This window comes from Peribacillus sp. TH16, assembly GCF_016651095.1.
In the GTDB taxonomy this organism is placed as follows: domain Bacteria; phylum Bacillota; class Bacilli; order Bacillales; family DSM-1321; genus Peribacillus; species Peribacillus butanolivorans.
The window spans coordinates 1,085,660-1,100,362 of the sequence record NZ_JAEKEM010000009.1 but is presented as its reverse complement, the minus strand read 5'-3'; the positions used below and the strand labels follow the sequence as shown (position 1 = coordinate 1,100,362).

The following is a 14,703-nucleotide window of genomic DNA, read 5'->3' as shown; positions in this document are numbered from 1 at the left end:
GGTATCGAATTAGAAACTATCACCAAAATTGCAAGGTGGAAAAATGACAAATGGCCGTATAGAAGATGAGAAAATAAACCAAATTCGTGAAGCTGTTGACATTGTTGATTTAATTGGAGAATATGTCCAGCTGAAGAAGCAAGGGCGAAATTACTTTGGCCTTTGTCCTTTTCATGGTGAAAACTCGCCGTCGTTTTCCGTTTCAGCTGAAAAGCAAATCTTTCACTGTTTCGGTTGTGGGGCAGGCGGGAATATTTTCACTTTCTTAATGGATATAGAAGGCTACAATTTTGTGGAATCTGCGAAAGTTTTAGCTGAAAAAGGAAATGTTCCTTTAGATGTTGAAATAAATAAGGACTCACAGCGTTCTAATATGCCTGCTGGCTCGCAGCAAATGTTTGAAGCACATGACTTGTTGCGAAAGTTTTACCACCATCTCCTCGTAAATACGAAGGAGGGTCAAGAAGCTCTTGAATATCTTCTTAAACGCGGATTTACAGAAGAGACGATAGAAAAGTTCCAAATTGGTTACTCATTGGATTCATGGGACTTTGTCTCCAAGTTTCTTTTAAAACGTGGGTTTCCAGCGGAATTTATGGAGCAAGCAGGGCTAATTATTTTTAGGGAAAAAGACGAGTCATATTTTGACCGTTTCAGAAATAGAGTCATGTTTCCAATTATGGATCACCAAGGGAATACGATTGCGTTTTCGGGAAGAGCAATGGGGGACGATGAGCCCAAATATTTGAATAGTCCCGAAACGCCAATCTTCAATAAAAGTAAAACTTTATATAATTTTCATCATGCAAGACCTCACATACGAAAGAAAGAACAAGTAGTTATTTTTGAAGGCTTTGCCGATTGTATTTCAGCTGTTCGTGCGGGTGTAGAGAATTCGGTCGCTACGATGGGGACCGCCCTAACCGATCAGCATATCCAGCTATTAAAAAGAAATACTGATCAGATACTAATCTGCTACGATTCGGACTCTGCGGGATTGAATGCGGCAAACCGTGCAGTTAATATGTTACAGGACAACGATTTTACAGTTAAGGTCGCGCTGATGCCTGATAACTTGGACCCCGATGACTACATAAAGGAATTCGGTGAAAAAAGCTTTGTTTCTGAAGTAATAGGGGCCAGTTTAACCTACATGGCATTCAAAATGCATTATTTACGACGAGGAAAAAACGTAAATAATGAAGGAGATCGAATTCAATATATCGAAGAAGTTCTTAGAGAAATTTCGCGATTGCCCAATGCTGTGGAGAGGGATCATTATCTCCGGCAGTTATCCTCTGAATTTTCTCTATCATTGGATGCGTTGGAACAGCAGCAGCGACAGGTATTTTTTGCAGAACGCAAGAAGGGGACACTGCCGCAGCCTGCAATACAAAAGAAAATGACCCTGCAATATGAGCATAAGTTAAAGCCAGCTCACCATAATGCTGAAACTAAGTTAATTGCCCATATGCTGAAAAGCAGGGATATGACTTTCAAAATTCAGCAGTTGCTTGGGCAAACAGTCTTTCATGTAGATGAACATCAGGCAATCATCACCTATTTATATGCGTTCTATGAAGATGGACACGAGCCGGATACAAGCTTTTTCCTTACTTATTTACCGGATCCAAACTTGAGAAGGATCGTTTCGGAAATAGAAATGATGTCAGTGAATGAGGAAGTTACCGAAAAAGAACTGACCGATTGTATAAATCAAGTGTTGAAATATGAAAAGTTGTTAAAGATAAAAGAAAAACAAGTTGAAGAAAAAGATGCAGTCAGACGTAGTGATTATGTAACTGCTGCACAAATTGCCATGGAAATCATCAAATTGCGTAAATTGTTGTAGTAAGTTGTTTAGGTGTAAGTCCTGGAAGGAGGGGAACTAATGGCTGAAAAACCAGCACGTTCCAAACAAGTTGATAATGAATTTAGCCTTGAGCAGGTGAAAGAAAAATTAATAGAGCTAGGTAAAAAACGGGGCTCTTTAACTTTAGAAAAAATCGCAGAAAAAATTGGCGGTTTTGAGTTAGATTCCGATCAAATGGATGAGTTCTATGAGGTGTTAACTGAAAACGGAGTCGAAATACTCACTGATGGTGAGGAAGACGAAGATGAAGATGATCCCGATGAGAAGAAACTTGCAAAAGAAGAAGAGTTTGACTTAAATGATTTAAGTGTTCCTCCTGGCGTAAAGATTAACGACCCTGTCCGTATGTATTTAAAGGAAATTGGTCGCGTTGACCTTTTATCAGCCGAAGAGGAAATCTCTTTAGCGATGCGAATTGAAGAAGGAGATGAAGAAGCAAAACGCCGTTTAGCTGAAGCCAACCTGCGTCTAGTTGTCAGTATTGCTAAGCGTTATGTTGGACGCGGTATGCTCTTCCTTGACCTTATTCAAGAAGGTAATATGGGACTTATCAAAGCGGTAGAAAAATTTGATTATCGCAAGGGATACAAATTTAGTACGTATGCAACATGGTGGATTCGCCAGGCCATTACTCGTGCCATTGCTGACCAAGCAAGAACGATTCGAATCCCGGTGCATATGGTTGAAACCATCAATAAATTAATTCGTGTTCAAAGGCAGCTTCTTCAGGATCTTGGACGTGAACCATCTCCAGAAGAAATTGCAGAGGATATGGATTTAACTCCGGAAAAAGTTCGTGAAATCTTGAAAATAGCTCAGGAGCCTGTTTCCTTGGAAACGCCAATCGGTGAAGAAGATGATTCCCACTTAGGTGACTTCATTGAAGATCAGGACGCGACTTCTCCATCTGAACATGCAGCATATGAACTATTGAAAGAACAGCTTGAAGACGTATTAGACACACTGACAGATCGTGAAGAAAATGTCTTGAGACTTCGCTTTGGACTTGATGACGGCCGTACACGGACGCTTGAAGAGGTAGGTAAAGTGTTTGGAGTTACCCGCGAGCGTATCCGTCAAATTGAAGCGAAAGCATTACGTAAGCTGAGACACCCAAGTCGCAGCAAACGCTTGAAAGACTTCTTAGAATAGAAATAAATATGCCTTTCACAAGAGCCACTCTTTGAATGCCAAGCGTTCGGGAGTGGCTTTTTTTCACGTGATTAAATGTAAAAATATACATATAAGGACAATATTTATGTACTTATCTATATAATGGAGACGAGATTCAGTACATTAAATATCTAATAATCGGAACATAGGTATCCACTGGTATCGTACGAACGTTCCCCTTAGTGCCGAGCAAAATGTTAAAATCAATCTTAAATGAATCGCTTTATTAGCCGATATAAAGAACAAACGGGCATGAGGATGTGTATTCATGGATGAGACGAGAAAGAAAATTATCATTCAAGAAATTAACTCCTGGAAGGAAAGTCATATGATTCCGGAGCAATATTGTAATTACTTACTTGCATTATACTGTCAAGGAGAATTACCACCTGCTTATTCGAATAAAACAGGAAGCGATAAAAAAGACATTCTTTCAGGGCTGATAATAGGAGCCTTTTTTGTATTTATTGTATTTTTGAATTATTTTACTGAAATACCCATAAGAATGCAAATTGTTGTGACAACAATTTCTATCATCATCTTTGGGTTTTTAGTTCGCCGCTTTATTAACAAAAAGATTGTTTTTCAATTGACGTTAATAGGAATGGCATTATTAATGCTTTTATTTACAGTTAAATTGACTGAATTAATTGCCCCTGGCAAGGAAAGTATTCTTAATACTTGTTTGTTTATCCATTGCGGGCTCTGGATTTTAATAGGGAAAAAGCTAAAGCTGATCTATTTCTCCATATCGGGGTGTCTAGGGGTTATTATCACTATTTACTTTTTATTAATATAATTAAAATGGACAATAAAGTGTTTTAATAGAAATTTTAGGGTATTATGGAATATATATATAAAAGAAAAAACTGTTTGGAAATATACATAAGTTTTTGACAATTTTAAGAAATTATATAATATCTTCTATTTTTGGGCTTTTACTTGAAACTCTTTTCAAGTAAAATAATATATAGCTGTTTGTATATAATATTAAATATGGTAGGTTTAGGTTCTACATAGGGGAGGAAATACTATGAAAAATCCAGTAATGCCTTTTATTATTATCATGGTTTTTGGTATTGGACTTATGTTTTTACTTTCGTTTAAAGGTTTGGGTGATGCCAAAGATCTTGCTAAGGAAAAAGAAGGCGGCGCAAAGACAGAAGAAACAGAAAGTGCCTCAGCATCACCTGAAGACATCTATAAGCAGACCTGTATCTCTTGTCATGGTGATGCCTATCAGGGTGGTGTCGGTCCAGCTCTAAAAGGAGTTGGCGATCGTCTATCAGTAGACGAAGTTAAAAATGTAATTACTAATGGACGAGGTGCCATGCCACCAGGTTTAGTCGAAGAGCAAAACATTGATGCCATGGCCGAGTATATTCACGGACTGAAATAATTTATGAAAACTGACTCAAAAAATCGTTGGAAGGCGAGCTTTTTGAGTCAGTTTTTCTTTTCTTCCGCAAAACAAAGATTCCAATGATGGAAGTTGTCCTTTGTCTAGTGATTGAGAGAGAGCCATATTTCTCTCGTTCTGTAATTTTTCCATAGAACTTGTTATAATCGAATGGGAAACTAAACTATGTAAGACATTATTTGAGTTAAGAGAGTTGATAATATGAATCATGAAAAACTATCGATGAGATTAGAACGTGTTGCTATACATATACCAAAAGGAAGCATCCTTGCAGATATTGGTTCAGACCATGCGTACTTGCCTTGCTATGCAGTGAGTAATGGACTGTGTGACCAGGCTATAGCCGGGGAGGTTGTAGAAGGACCATATCAGTCAGCTCGCAAGCAAGTGGCTATAACAGGGCTTCAGGACAAGATTGAGGTCCGTAAAGGAAATGGACTTGAGGTGTTGAATCCTGATGAAGCTACATGCATTACGATTGCAGGCATGGGCGGGACATTAATCTCAAGTATATTGGAAAGTGGAAAAGAAAAACTGGGCAAGGCCGAGAGGCTTATCCTTCAGCCGAATGTTGGTGCAGCAAATGTTCGTAGCTGGCTAATCGATAACGGCTGGGAATTAACTGGAGAAGAAATCCTCGAGGAAGATGGAAAAATCTACGAAATCTTAATTGCTGAAAAGGGGGACCCGCTTCAACCTTATCGTGTAAATAAGCAAATTGGCCTCATGTTTGGGCCGTTCTTGACAAAGCAATTCAGTGACACTTTCATAAAAAAATGGCAGCTTGAGAAAAGACATTTGGAAAGAATCATCGAACAATTGGATGAAAGCGGCCGAAGCGGCTTAGAATCGAAGCGTAATGAATTAGAAGCTCAAATTTCTGTAATTGAGGAGGTGCTTAAAGGGTGAAGACAGCAAATGGTTTTCAAATCATTGAGATGTTTGAACAGTTCTCTCCAAAGCAATATGCGATGGATGGAGATCCAATCGGATTACATGTCGGACAATTGAATAAGCCGGTTACAAAAGTGATGATTGCCCTTGATGTGCTAGAAGAGGTTGTGGACGAAGCAATTGAATGTGGTGTGGAACTAATCATTGCCCATCATCCCCTTATTTACCGTCCATTAAAGAAAATAGATACAACCGTTGCTGGCGGACGTATCATAGAAAAGCTGATCAAGCATGATATTGCTGTTTATGCTGCACATACTAATTTGGATGTTGCTAAGGGCGGGGTAAATGATTTACTTGCAGATGCTCTTCAATTACAGGATACAGAGGTACTTATTCCTACTCATGAAACAGCTCTAAAGAAATTGGTCGTGTATGTGCCTAAGGCTGATGAACAAAAGATAAGAGAAGCCTTAGGTAAGGCTGGAGCAGGAGCAGTCGGAAATTACAGCTATTGTTCGTTTTCAGGTGAAGGTACTGGACGATTTTTACCAGGTGAAGGCAGTGAACCGGCAATTGGCTCACTAGGGAAGCTTGAAGCGGTTGCTGAAGTTCGGGTTGAAACGATATTCCCGGAAAATATCGAGAAGAAAGTGCTTTCTGCGATGATTAAAGCCCATCCGTATGAAGAAGTCGCTTACGATATTTATAAGCTGGAGAACAAAGGAGAATCACTTGGATTAGGTAAAATTGGTGTGCTTGCAGAAGAAATGTCACTTGAGCAATTTTCACAACATGTGAAACAAACACTAGATGTTGATAAGGTACGTGTCGTCGGAGATTTGCATAGTCCGATAAAAAAAGTAGCAGTTCTTGGAGGAGACGGTAATAAATACTTTACCACCGCGAAATTTAAGGGTGCTGATGTGTATGTTACAGGTGATATGTATTATCATACGGCCCATGACGCGATGATGATTGGTTTGAATATTGTGGACCCTGGCCACAATGTTGAAAAAGTGATGAAAAAAGGCGTTGCGCGAATCCTAAAAGAAATGTGTCACGAAAGAAACTTCGATGTAGAGTTCATTCCATCTGAGATAAATACCGACCCTTTTCGATTTATTTAAACATACGAAAAAAGGCAACCACTATGGCTGCCTTTTTTTGAGAATTTATTTCTTTACTTTAATTTTAGGTAAAATTTTATGCAATGGTGTTTTCTTTTCCGTATTCCAGGTCTCTTCATTATTTGGGTCATATTGCTCTATGAATGCAATAACTTCTTTTGTAATCGGTGTTGGTGTAGAAGCACCAGAAGTAACAGCAACGGTTTCTGCACCTTTTAGCCACTCGAGGTTCAGCTCGGAAATGTCAGCAATGCGATAAGCGGTTGTGCTGGAAATTTCTTGGGATACTTGTGCAAGACGATTAGAATTGTTACTTTTCGGATCACCAACAACGATTAAAACATCGGCTTCTCCAGCTTGCTGGGCAACTGCTTCTTGACGTACCTGTGTGGCTAAACAGATTTCCTTATGGACTTCAGCGTGTGGAAACTTTTCTTTAACCTTATCCATGATATCCAATACGTCCCATTGGCTCATGGTGGTTTGATTGGTCACAATAATCTTTTCACTGTTCAAAGTTAAGGCTTCAACATCTTCATCCTTTTGAACCAGGTGAACGACATCGGGGGCAACTCCAACTGCGCCCTCTGGTTCAGGGTGGCCTTTTTTGCCGATATAGATAATTTGATACCCTTCAGCTTCTTTTTCCCGTATTAAGTCATGTGTTGCGGTAACATCAGGGCAAGTAGCATCGAGTGTAACAAGCCCTTTTTTCTCAGCAATCTTCCGAATTTCAGGGGAAACACCGTGAGCAGTAAAGATAACGGTTCCGCTGTCCACTTGTTCGATGATCTCGTTACGGTTACTGCCATCTAACGTGATGATTCCTTCTTCTTCAAAAGCATCAGTTACATGTTTGTTATGAACAATCATACCTAAAATGTATATAGGACGTGGCAAGGTTTTATCTAAAGCCGCATTTCGGGCGATGACCATGGCATCGACAACGCCATAACAATAGCCGCGCGGGGAAATTTTAATCACTTTCATCTATGTGTCCTCCTTCAAAGGCAAGAAACTCTCACTATTTATACCTTTCTATTATATAAGACCATAGATGATATTACAAAACATCCTATTTGCCTAAAATTAGCTTTTTTAGAATTTTAAATATAAAGCTTAGGGCCAGAAGACCTTACCCTTGTGGTTTCAGGACGAACTTTAGAGATTGGTTTTTCAGGGGTAACGGTTTCTTGTTTAGTTGTATCCTCCTTTATCTCATTGGTATTTGGTGACACATCTTTTGCTTTTGTTTCAACTTCACTTTCACCTTCTGATTTCACTGTATCATCACTGGATGATATGCTTCGGAAAACCTTCCACATGGACGGCAAGTTTTTAATAACTGGGCCATATTGCTCTACCATTGGAGTGAATTGTTCGGCTGCCTGCAGCACTTTTTGCGTGTTGTTGAGCATATTGTTCAGGGAATCAGGGTTTTTTAATGTCTCTAAAATCCCACCTCCACTACTTCTTGAAGAATTTTGGTTGGTAGAAGAAGCAGCTGGCGCAAATAAGTTTGGGGAAGCTGCATTCTGTTTGGACTTACCCAGAATTCTTGATAACAATCCTTCTTTCTTCGCAGGTGGCTGTTCCGGCCTCTGTGGCTGATTGAATGGGCCACGGAAACCTTGAGGTATTTGTTGAGGTCTATTTGGTGCAACAGGTCGACGCATCTGTTGAAAAGCGTTTGGATTTTGCTGCTGGGGTCCTCTAAATGGGCCTGGTGGCTGCGGCATTCGCCTTCCATTAGGTGGTTGAAAACCGGGTCCGGGTGGCCGATTTCTACCTGGGAACATAGGTTTCACCTCCTCTAAGTTTATATGCTGGTGTTTTCTTCTATATAAATTATGCAGTTCAACAAAAAAGGTTTGAGGAAAGAATGACTGGGCTGTTGTGAAGTAACCGGAAAGAAGGTAAGATGGTAACGGTAGTCTTTTAGCTCCATGTCTGCGGGGGATACGCTATGGCCAGGACAGGGGCTTTTCGTTTGCAAGAGTCCATTTAAGAGAACTAACCAAAGCGCTTGCGCTTTTTATATTTTTTTAGCTTCAGCGCCTAGCTCGTTGTGAAAAAGATGATGGACCTCAAAAGGCAAAAATCGCCTTATGGGTCAATCCCTATTTTCTTCACGAGCTACCCAAGGCGCTTGCGCTTTTTGTATAATCTAGCTTCAGCGCCTAGCTCGTTGTGAAAAAGATGATGGACCTCAAAAGGCAAAAATCGCCTTATGGGTCAATCCCTATTTTCTTCACGAGCTACCCAAGGCGCTTGCGCTTTTTGTATAATCTAGCTTCAGCGCCTAGCTCGTTGTGAAAAAGATGATGGACCTCAAAAGGCAAAAATCGCCTTATGGGTCAATCCCTATTTTCTTCACGAGCTACCCAAGGCGCTTGCGCTTTTTGTATAATCTAGCTTCAGCGCCTAGCTCGTTGTGAAAAAGATGATGGACCTCAAAAGGCAAAAATCGCCTTATGGGTCAATCCCTATTTTCTTCACGAGCTACCCAAGGCGCTTGCGCTTTTTGTATAAAATTTATTATAATAATAGGACATGTCTATTGACTGACAAGGATAAAGGAGTTTTTTGATGAAACAAAACCAATTTGAACGATTTAATTTGAAAAGCTACATTCTAGATGCGGTTCGTACTTTAGGGTTCGATAAGCCGACGGAAATTCAAGAACGTGTGCTTCCGTCGCTTTTAAAGGGAAGTAGCTTAATAGGACAGTCGCAGACAGGTACGGGTAAGACACATTCCTATTTGCTGCCAATTATGAACAAGCTTGATGCTGGTAAAAATGAAGTTCAAGCGATTATTTCCGCACCAACCCGTGAGTTAGCGAACCAAATCTACAAAGAAGCTTTGAAAATTGCAGACCATTTCCCAGAGGATGAGCAGATTCAAGTCCGTTGCTTTATCGGTGGTACTGATAAACAGCGAATGATTGATAAATTGAAGATACAGCCACAACTGGTTATTGGGACTCCTGGTAGGATTAAGGATTTGGTTGAAGCTCAGGCCTTACAAGTGTATACAGCAAAAATGCTTGTAGTCGATGAAGCGGACCTAATGCTTGACATGGGATTCCTTGAAGATGTCGATTTATTTGCTTCACGTATGGCTGAAAAAATTCAAATGCTTGTTTTCTCGGCAACTATACCAGAAAAATTAAAGCCATTTTTGAATAAATATATGGAGAATCCGAAATATGTTCAAGTGAACCCTAAACAGGCGACTGCTGCAAAAATTGAACATGTCTTAATTCCGCTCCGCCATCGTAACAGAGAGCAGTTACTGCATGATATCATTGTTCGTTATAATCCGTATTTGGCGATTGTTTTCACAAACACCAAAAAAATGGCAGATCATGTGGCTAATTCTTTGATTGAAAAAGGGTTGAATGTCGGTCGTATTCACGGAGATTTAACACCGCGTGAGCGTAAAAAAATGATGAAGCAAATTAAAGATTTGGAATATCAATTTATTGTTGCGACAGATTTGGCTTCGCGTGGAATCGATATTGAAGGTGTCAGCCATATCATTAACTATGAATTGCCATCAGATTTGGACTTTTATATCCATAGAACAGGAAGAACAGCTCGTGCAGGATATTCAGGTATCGCCGCAACGATCTATGATACATCTGATGAAGATTCATTGAACCGTCTTGAAAAAATGGGAATCGAATTTCATGATGCCGATATCCAAAACGGCGATTGGATTAATATAGACGAGCGTAATAAACGGAAAAACCGTAAGAAACAAAAATCTGATATTGATGTCAAAGCAAGTAGGCATGTTAAGAAGCCAACTAAAGTTAAGCCTGGTTACAAGAAGAAAATTCAACGTGATGTGGAAAACTTTAAAAAACGTGAACGTCGTATACAGAGAAAGAAATAATAAGGGAGTAATTAGATGCTGAAGATTGGATCGCATGTTTCAATGAGCGGGAAAAATATGCTTCTTGCTGCGAGTCAAGAAGCGGTTTTATATGGCTCCAACACATTCATGATCTATACGGGAGCCCCTCAAAATACAAGACGTAAAAAAATCGAGGATTTAAATATCGAAGCCGGTAGATTGCATATGGAAGAAAATGGAATTAGTGATATTGTGGTCCATGCCCCCTATATCATCAACATCGGAAATACGACGAATCCAGCCACATATGAGCTGGGAGTCAACTTTTTACGTAGTGAAATCGACCGGACAGAAGCGTTAGGTGCAAGACAGATTGTTCTTCATCCAGGTGCACATGTTGGTGCAGGCAGTGAACTCGGAATCAAGAGAATCATCGAAGGCTTAAACGAAGTGCTCACTGCCGATGATAAAGTTCAAATTGCCCTTGAAACGATGGCTGGTAAAGGAACTGAATGTGGCCGTTCTTTCGAGGAGTTAGCGATGATCATCGACGGTGTAACCCATAATGATAAGTTATCGGTATGCTTCGATACATGCCATACTCATGATGCTGGATATAATATCATCGAGGATTTCGATGGTGTTCTAAATGAATTTGATAAACTAGTCGGTATTGACCGCATCAAGGTCCTTCATATCAACGACAGCAAAAACGAACGCGGTATGCGTAAAGACCGCCATGAAAATATTGGTTTTGGCCATATTGGTTTTAATGCGTTGAATTATATTGTCCATCATCCGCAATTAAGCGATGTTCCGAAAATACTGGAAACACCTTATGTAGGAGAAGACAAGAAAGACAAAAAGGCACCTTATAAATTTGAAATTGATATGTTTAAGAACAATCAATTCGAAGAAGATTTATTGGAAAAGATCATGTTACAAAAATAATAATGTTGAAAGGGCGATTCATCGAAATAACGATGAATCGTCCTTTCATTTTACTTACAATGTGGACGAATGCCTAGGTAACTAAGTCAGACAGCCGGCAGAGTTATTTAAAAATTGGAAGTAAGATTGTTGAAGAGGGTTTCAATTTCCCTAGCTGTGCTGGCTCCGGCAACATTAGTAATTTGACCAAGAACGTTCTGTCTTTGACGTATATCAAAAATGTTAATGTTTTTACCTTTTAGAAGTGCGCTGATATCTTGTGCTTGTTTTTGAGTTAGTGAAACCTGGTGCTGCCTCGCAAGGGAAAGTAGTTCATCGGGTCGTATATTGTTAATTTTATGATTAACCATCATTTCAAATAATTTCATACGATCTCCTCCTTTTTTAAAACATATGAAGAAGGTAGACGTATGTGAACATGAAACTTTGTTTGATTCTCGAGAAATTGATTTAAATAATGAATTTTAGTATTTCAGGGCGAAAAAGCTCTTGATTAGAGAGCCGGATTCTTTACATCTGAACTTCTTTGATTTATACTAACCATTGTTAATCGTAATGATTCTTAAAAAAAAGGTGATTTCTTTGGATAATGTAGTAAACCCCATTGTTAAATTAGAAGATATATCTTACAAATATACAAAAGATCTAGTGTTGGAACATGTTTCGCTTGAAATCCCTAAAGGGGCTTTTTTAGCAATTGTCGGACCAAATGGATCCGGTAAGTCCACGCTTTTGAAGTTGCTACTTGGTTTATTTAAGCTCCAAAAAGGAAAAATTGAAATATTTGGGGAAGATATACGACGCTTTAAAGATTGGCAAAAGGTCGGGTTTGTGTCACAAAAGGCGAACTCCTTTAACTCAGGATTCCCTGCAACTGTATTTGAAGTGGTTCAAAGCGGTTTGACCAAAAAAATCGGTTTATTTAAATTTGCAAGTAAAGAGGATAAGCAAAAGGTAAAGAAAGCTTTGGAATCTGTGGACATGCTCGATTATCAGAGCCGCAATATCGGTGAATTATCCGGGGGCCAGCAGCAGAGGGTATTCATTGCCCGATCACTTGTCAGTGAGCCGGAATTGATGATCCTGGATGAACCTACGGTCGGAGTGGATTCAAAGAACGTCCACCAATTTTATGAAATGCTGGAAATGTTAAATGAAAAATTAGGAATTACCCTAATTTTAGTCACTCATGATGTTGGTACGGTGACCGATAAAGTCACACATGTCGCCTGCTTGAATAAAAAGCTTCATTTTCATGGGGATGCCTGTGAATATAATGATTTGGATGAGGGAGAACTGTCATCAATTTATGGGCACGGCGTCCAACTGTTAAATCATAATCATTAAAATGTTTTGGAGGATAGCCCAATGATATCGGGGATATTGCAATTTGAATTTTTGCAGAACGCTTTTTTGACTGGAATCATCATCGGAGCGCTTGCGCCATTAGTAGGCGTTTTTGTCGTGGTAAGAAGGATGTCGATGATTTCCGATGCACTTAGTCATGTAGCGCTTGCTGGAATAGCATTTAGTTTATTGCTTCAAAAGAGCTTTCTATCACTTGCTGGATTGAATCCGCTATATATAGGGATGGCTTTTTCGGTAGGGGGTTCTTTATTTATTGAAAAATTAAGAGGGGTGTACAAGCATTACCAAGAACTTGCAATCCCAATCATTATGTCCGGTGGCATGGGTCTGAGTGTAATTTTTATTTCAATTGCGGATGGTTTCAATACGGATTTATATGGTTATTTATTCGGAAGTGTCAGTGCAGTCAGCCGTTCAGATTTGTATGTCATTTTGGCAGTGGGAATAGTAGTTTCCTTGATGCTTACCCTATTGTATAAAGAACTATTTCTGTTATCATTTGATGAAGAGCATGCTAAAGCTTCTGGAATACCTTATAAAGCGATTCACTTTATATTTATTGTCATGGTAGCATTGGTCATTGCTGCTTCGATGAAAATTATTGGAATATTGCTAGTCTCATCGCTCATGACGCTACCAGTTGCAGCTAGCCTCCGCTTTGCGAAGGGTTTTAAGCAGATGATTGTTTATTCCGTATTATTCGGTGAAATTTCCGTTGTCGGCGGATTATTTTTATCATACAACCTTAATCTCGCTCCAGGTGGGACAATTGTTATTATCGCAGTGCTAATTCTCATCTTGTCAATTTTGTTTGATAAGTGGAAAAATCGATAGATGGGGTGATGTTTTGAACGTAACAACTGCCATGCAATTACTAAAAGATAAAGGCTTTAAACATACAGGAAAGAGAGAAGAAATGCTTCAGCTTTTTTCTTCCAGCGATAAATATTTAACCGCTAAAGATGTGTTGGAGAATATGAAACAGGAATATCCAGGCTTAAGCTTCGATACGATTTACCGTAATCTTTCCTTGTTTGTCGAACTCGGAATCTTTGAGACGACCGAGTTGGAAGGAGAAAAGCATTTTCGCTTTACATGCGGACATTCTTCACACCATCACCACTTCATCTGTTTGAATTGCGGTAAAACGAAGGAAATCGAATTATGCCCGATGCAGGAACTTCAGGAAAGTTTGAAGGACTATGATGTTTCGGGACATAAATTTGAAATTTACGGACGCTGTCCTGCATGTAGTGTTTCTGTAGAAGCGTAAAAAACCATTGACTTCAGTCAATGGTTTTTCTTTTTATTTTATAGTAAGGGGCTTTTCTGCCATCCAATTATTCACCCAGTGAGAGGCTTCTTGCCAATTGTTGACTCGTATCACTCTATCGGGCACAGGATCTTGGTTATAAGGGGTATTAAATAAAATTACGGGTATTTTGCACTCTTCAGAAATGGCCACCGCATTATCATGCTTGTCTTCCAAAAAGAGATCGACGGCAAATTTTTTGGCTGTAGCAACTTTATCGTGTGAACCAACCAACTCTAGGTGGTTATAAATGACCTTATTCGTTGAAAACCAATTCTTTGTTACATCTAGCAGGCGGTTGCTTCTGGCACTGATAAAATATAAGTCAGCTTGGTCTGTCCACTTTTCCAATATATCTTTTGCTCCCTCAGCCAATATAGACTCGGAATAAATGAGTGGCTCGGTTTCTATGAACCATTTGGTGAAGTCTTCTTTTGGTACATTTACAAAAGGGAATAAGTCATACTCAGTAATATCTTCATAAGCTAAATTCAGTTGAAAAGCTTTATTTAAATAGGGGACCATGGTATCAGGTCTTGTAACAGTCCCATCTATATCAATGCCAAAACGTTTTTTCATGATGAATCTCTCCTCATTTTCAATACTTGTAATAGTGTACCATATACCAACTTAGCAATGGAAAAAAACCATATTTATTTCCAAGACATGAAACCTTTTTCACGGTAGTTTCTTTAGATTGTACATACACTATAAATGC

At 39.3% G+C, this 14,703-nt stretch carries 15 protein-coding genes; 11 read left to right on the top strand and 4 right to left on the bottom strand.

Annotated elements, in window-relative coordinates; translation table 11 throughout:
* Positions 1–43 precede the first annotated feature (43 nt).
* From dnaG to JFV29_RS19295, 6 genes are all read left to right on the top strand, one after another.
* A complete protein-coding gene (dnaG, locus tag JFV29_RS19320; RefSeq protein ID WP_053346990.1) occupies positions 44–1,852 on the top strand; it encodes a DNA primase in 1,809 nt (602 codons plus the stop codon).
* 39 nt (positions 1,853–1,891) lie between these two features.
* A complete protein-coding gene (rpoD, locus tag JFV29_RS19315; protein ID WP_053346989.1) occupies positions 1,892–3,025 on the top strand; it encodes an RNA polymerase sigma factor RpoD in 1,134 nt (377 codons plus the stop codon).
* 289 nt (positions 3,026–3,314) lie between these two features.
* Entirely contained in the window at positions 3,315–3,845 is a 531-nt protein-coding gene (locus JFV29_RS19310) for a hypothetical protein (RefSeq protein WP_201185847.1), read from the top strand.
* A gap of 234 nt (positions 3,846–4,079) precedes the next feature.
* Complete coding sequence (gene cccA, locus JFV29_RS19305; protein ID WP_098177900.1) at positions 4,080–4,445, top strand: cytochrome c550; 366 nt, start codon at positions 4,080–4,082, stop codon at positions 4,443–4,445.
* Between the two features lie 222 nt (positions 4,446–4,667).
* Positions 4,668–5,375: a tRNA (adenine(22)-N(1))-methyltransferase gene (locus JFV29_RS19300; protein ID WP_201185846.1), complete on the top strand. Its 708-nt coding sequence runs from the start codon at positions 4,668–4,670 to the stop codon at positions 5,373–5,375.
* On the top strand, positions 5,372–6,490 hold the full coding sequence (locus JFV29_RS19295; protein ID WP_201185842.1) for a Nif3-like dinuclear metal center hexameric protein: 1,119 nt from the start codon (positions 5,372–5,374) through the stop codon (positions 6,488–6,490). Before JFV29_RS19300 ends, JFV29_RS19295 begins: the two co-directional genes overlap by 4 nt.
* 45 nt (positions 6,491–6,535) lie before the next feature.
* Here the strand turns inward: JFV29_RS19295 and JFV29_RS19290 are convergent, their stop codons facing one another.
* Both JFV29_RS19290 and vrrA read right to left on the bottom strand, forming a co-directional pair.
* A complete protein-coding gene (locus JFV29_RS19290) occupies positions 6,536–7,480 on the bottom strand; it encodes a 4-hydroxy-3-methylbut-2-enyl diphosphate reductase (RefSeq protein WP_201185834.1) in 945 nt (314 codons plus the stop codon).
* Positions 7,481–7,596: 116 nt separating this feature from the next.
* The gene (vrrA, locus tag JFV29_RS19285) at positions 7,597–8,289 is read right to left on the bottom strand and encodes a VrrA/YqfQ family protein (RefSeq protein WP_201185832.1); all 693 of its coding nucleotides are present in this window, start codon (positions 8,287–8,289) and stop codon (positions 7,597–7,599) included.
* Between the two features lie 790 nt (positions 8,290–9,079).
* On the opposite strand from vrrA, the gene JFV29_RS19280 reads away from it, so the two are divergent.
* Together JFV29_RS19280 and JFV29_RS19275 are read left to right on the top strand one after the other, a co-directional pair.
* The gene (locus JFV29_RS19280; RefSeq protein WP_201185830.1) at positions 9,080–10,393 is read left to right on the top strand and encodes a DEAD/DEAH box helicase; all 1,314 of its coding nucleotides are present in this window, start codon (positions 9,080–9,082) and stop codon (positions 10,391–10,393) included.
* 15 nt (positions 10,394–10,408) lie between these two features.
* The gene (locus tag JFV29_RS19275) at positions 10,409–11,305 is read left to right on the top strand and encodes a deoxyribonuclease IV (RefSeq protein ID WP_098176713.1); all 897 of its coding nucleotides are present in this window, start codon (positions 10,409–10,411) and stop codon (positions 11,303–11,305) included.
* 107 nt (positions 11,306–11,412) lie between these two features.
* Here JFV29_RS19275 and JFV29_RS19270 read toward each other — a convergent pair whose 3' ends face one another.
* Entirely contained in the window at positions 11,413–11,673 is a 261-nt protein-coding gene (locus tag JFV29_RS19270; RefSeq protein ID WP_053346980.1) for a DUF2624 family protein, read from the bottom strand.
* Positions 11,674–11,887: 214 nt separating this feature from the next.
* On the opposite strand from JFV29_RS19270, the gene JFV29_RS19265 reads away from it, so the two are divergent.
* From JFV29_RS19265 to JFV29_RS19255, 3 genes are read left to right on the top strand one after another with little or no spacing between them, the layout of a single operon-like run.
* The gene (locus tag JFV29_RS19265) at positions 11,888–12,652 is read left to right on the top strand and encodes a metal ABC transporter ATP-binding protein (RefSeq protein WP_116820721.1); all 765 of its coding nucleotides are present in this window, start codon (positions 11,888–11,890) and stop codon (positions 12,650–12,652) included.
* 21 nt (positions 12,653–12,673) lie between these two features.
* Positions 12,674–13,507 carry a metal ABC transporter permease gene (locus JFV29_RS19260; RefSeq protein WP_053346978.1) on the top strand — a complete coding sequence of 278 codons (834 nt, stop codon included), beginning with the start codon at positions 12,674–12,676 and terminating at the stop codon, positions 13,505–13,507.
* Between the two features lie 13 nt (positions 13,508–13,520).
* Positions 13,521–13,946, top strand: a complete 426-nt coding sequence (locus tag JFV29_RS19255; RefSeq protein ID WP_056528676.1) for a Fur family transcriptional regulator — start codon at positions 13,521–13,523, stop codon at positions 13,944–13,946.
* Between the two features lie 33 nt (positions 13,947–13,979).
* Here JFV29_RS19255 and JFV29_RS19250 read toward each other — a convergent pair whose 3' ends face one another.
* A complete protein-coding gene (locus tag JFV29_RS19250) occupies positions 13,980–14,564 on the bottom strand; it encodes a 5' nucleotidase, NT5C type (RefSeq protein ID WP_056528677.1) in 585 nt (194 codons plus the stop codon).
* Positions 14,565–14,703: the final 139 nt, after the last annotated feature.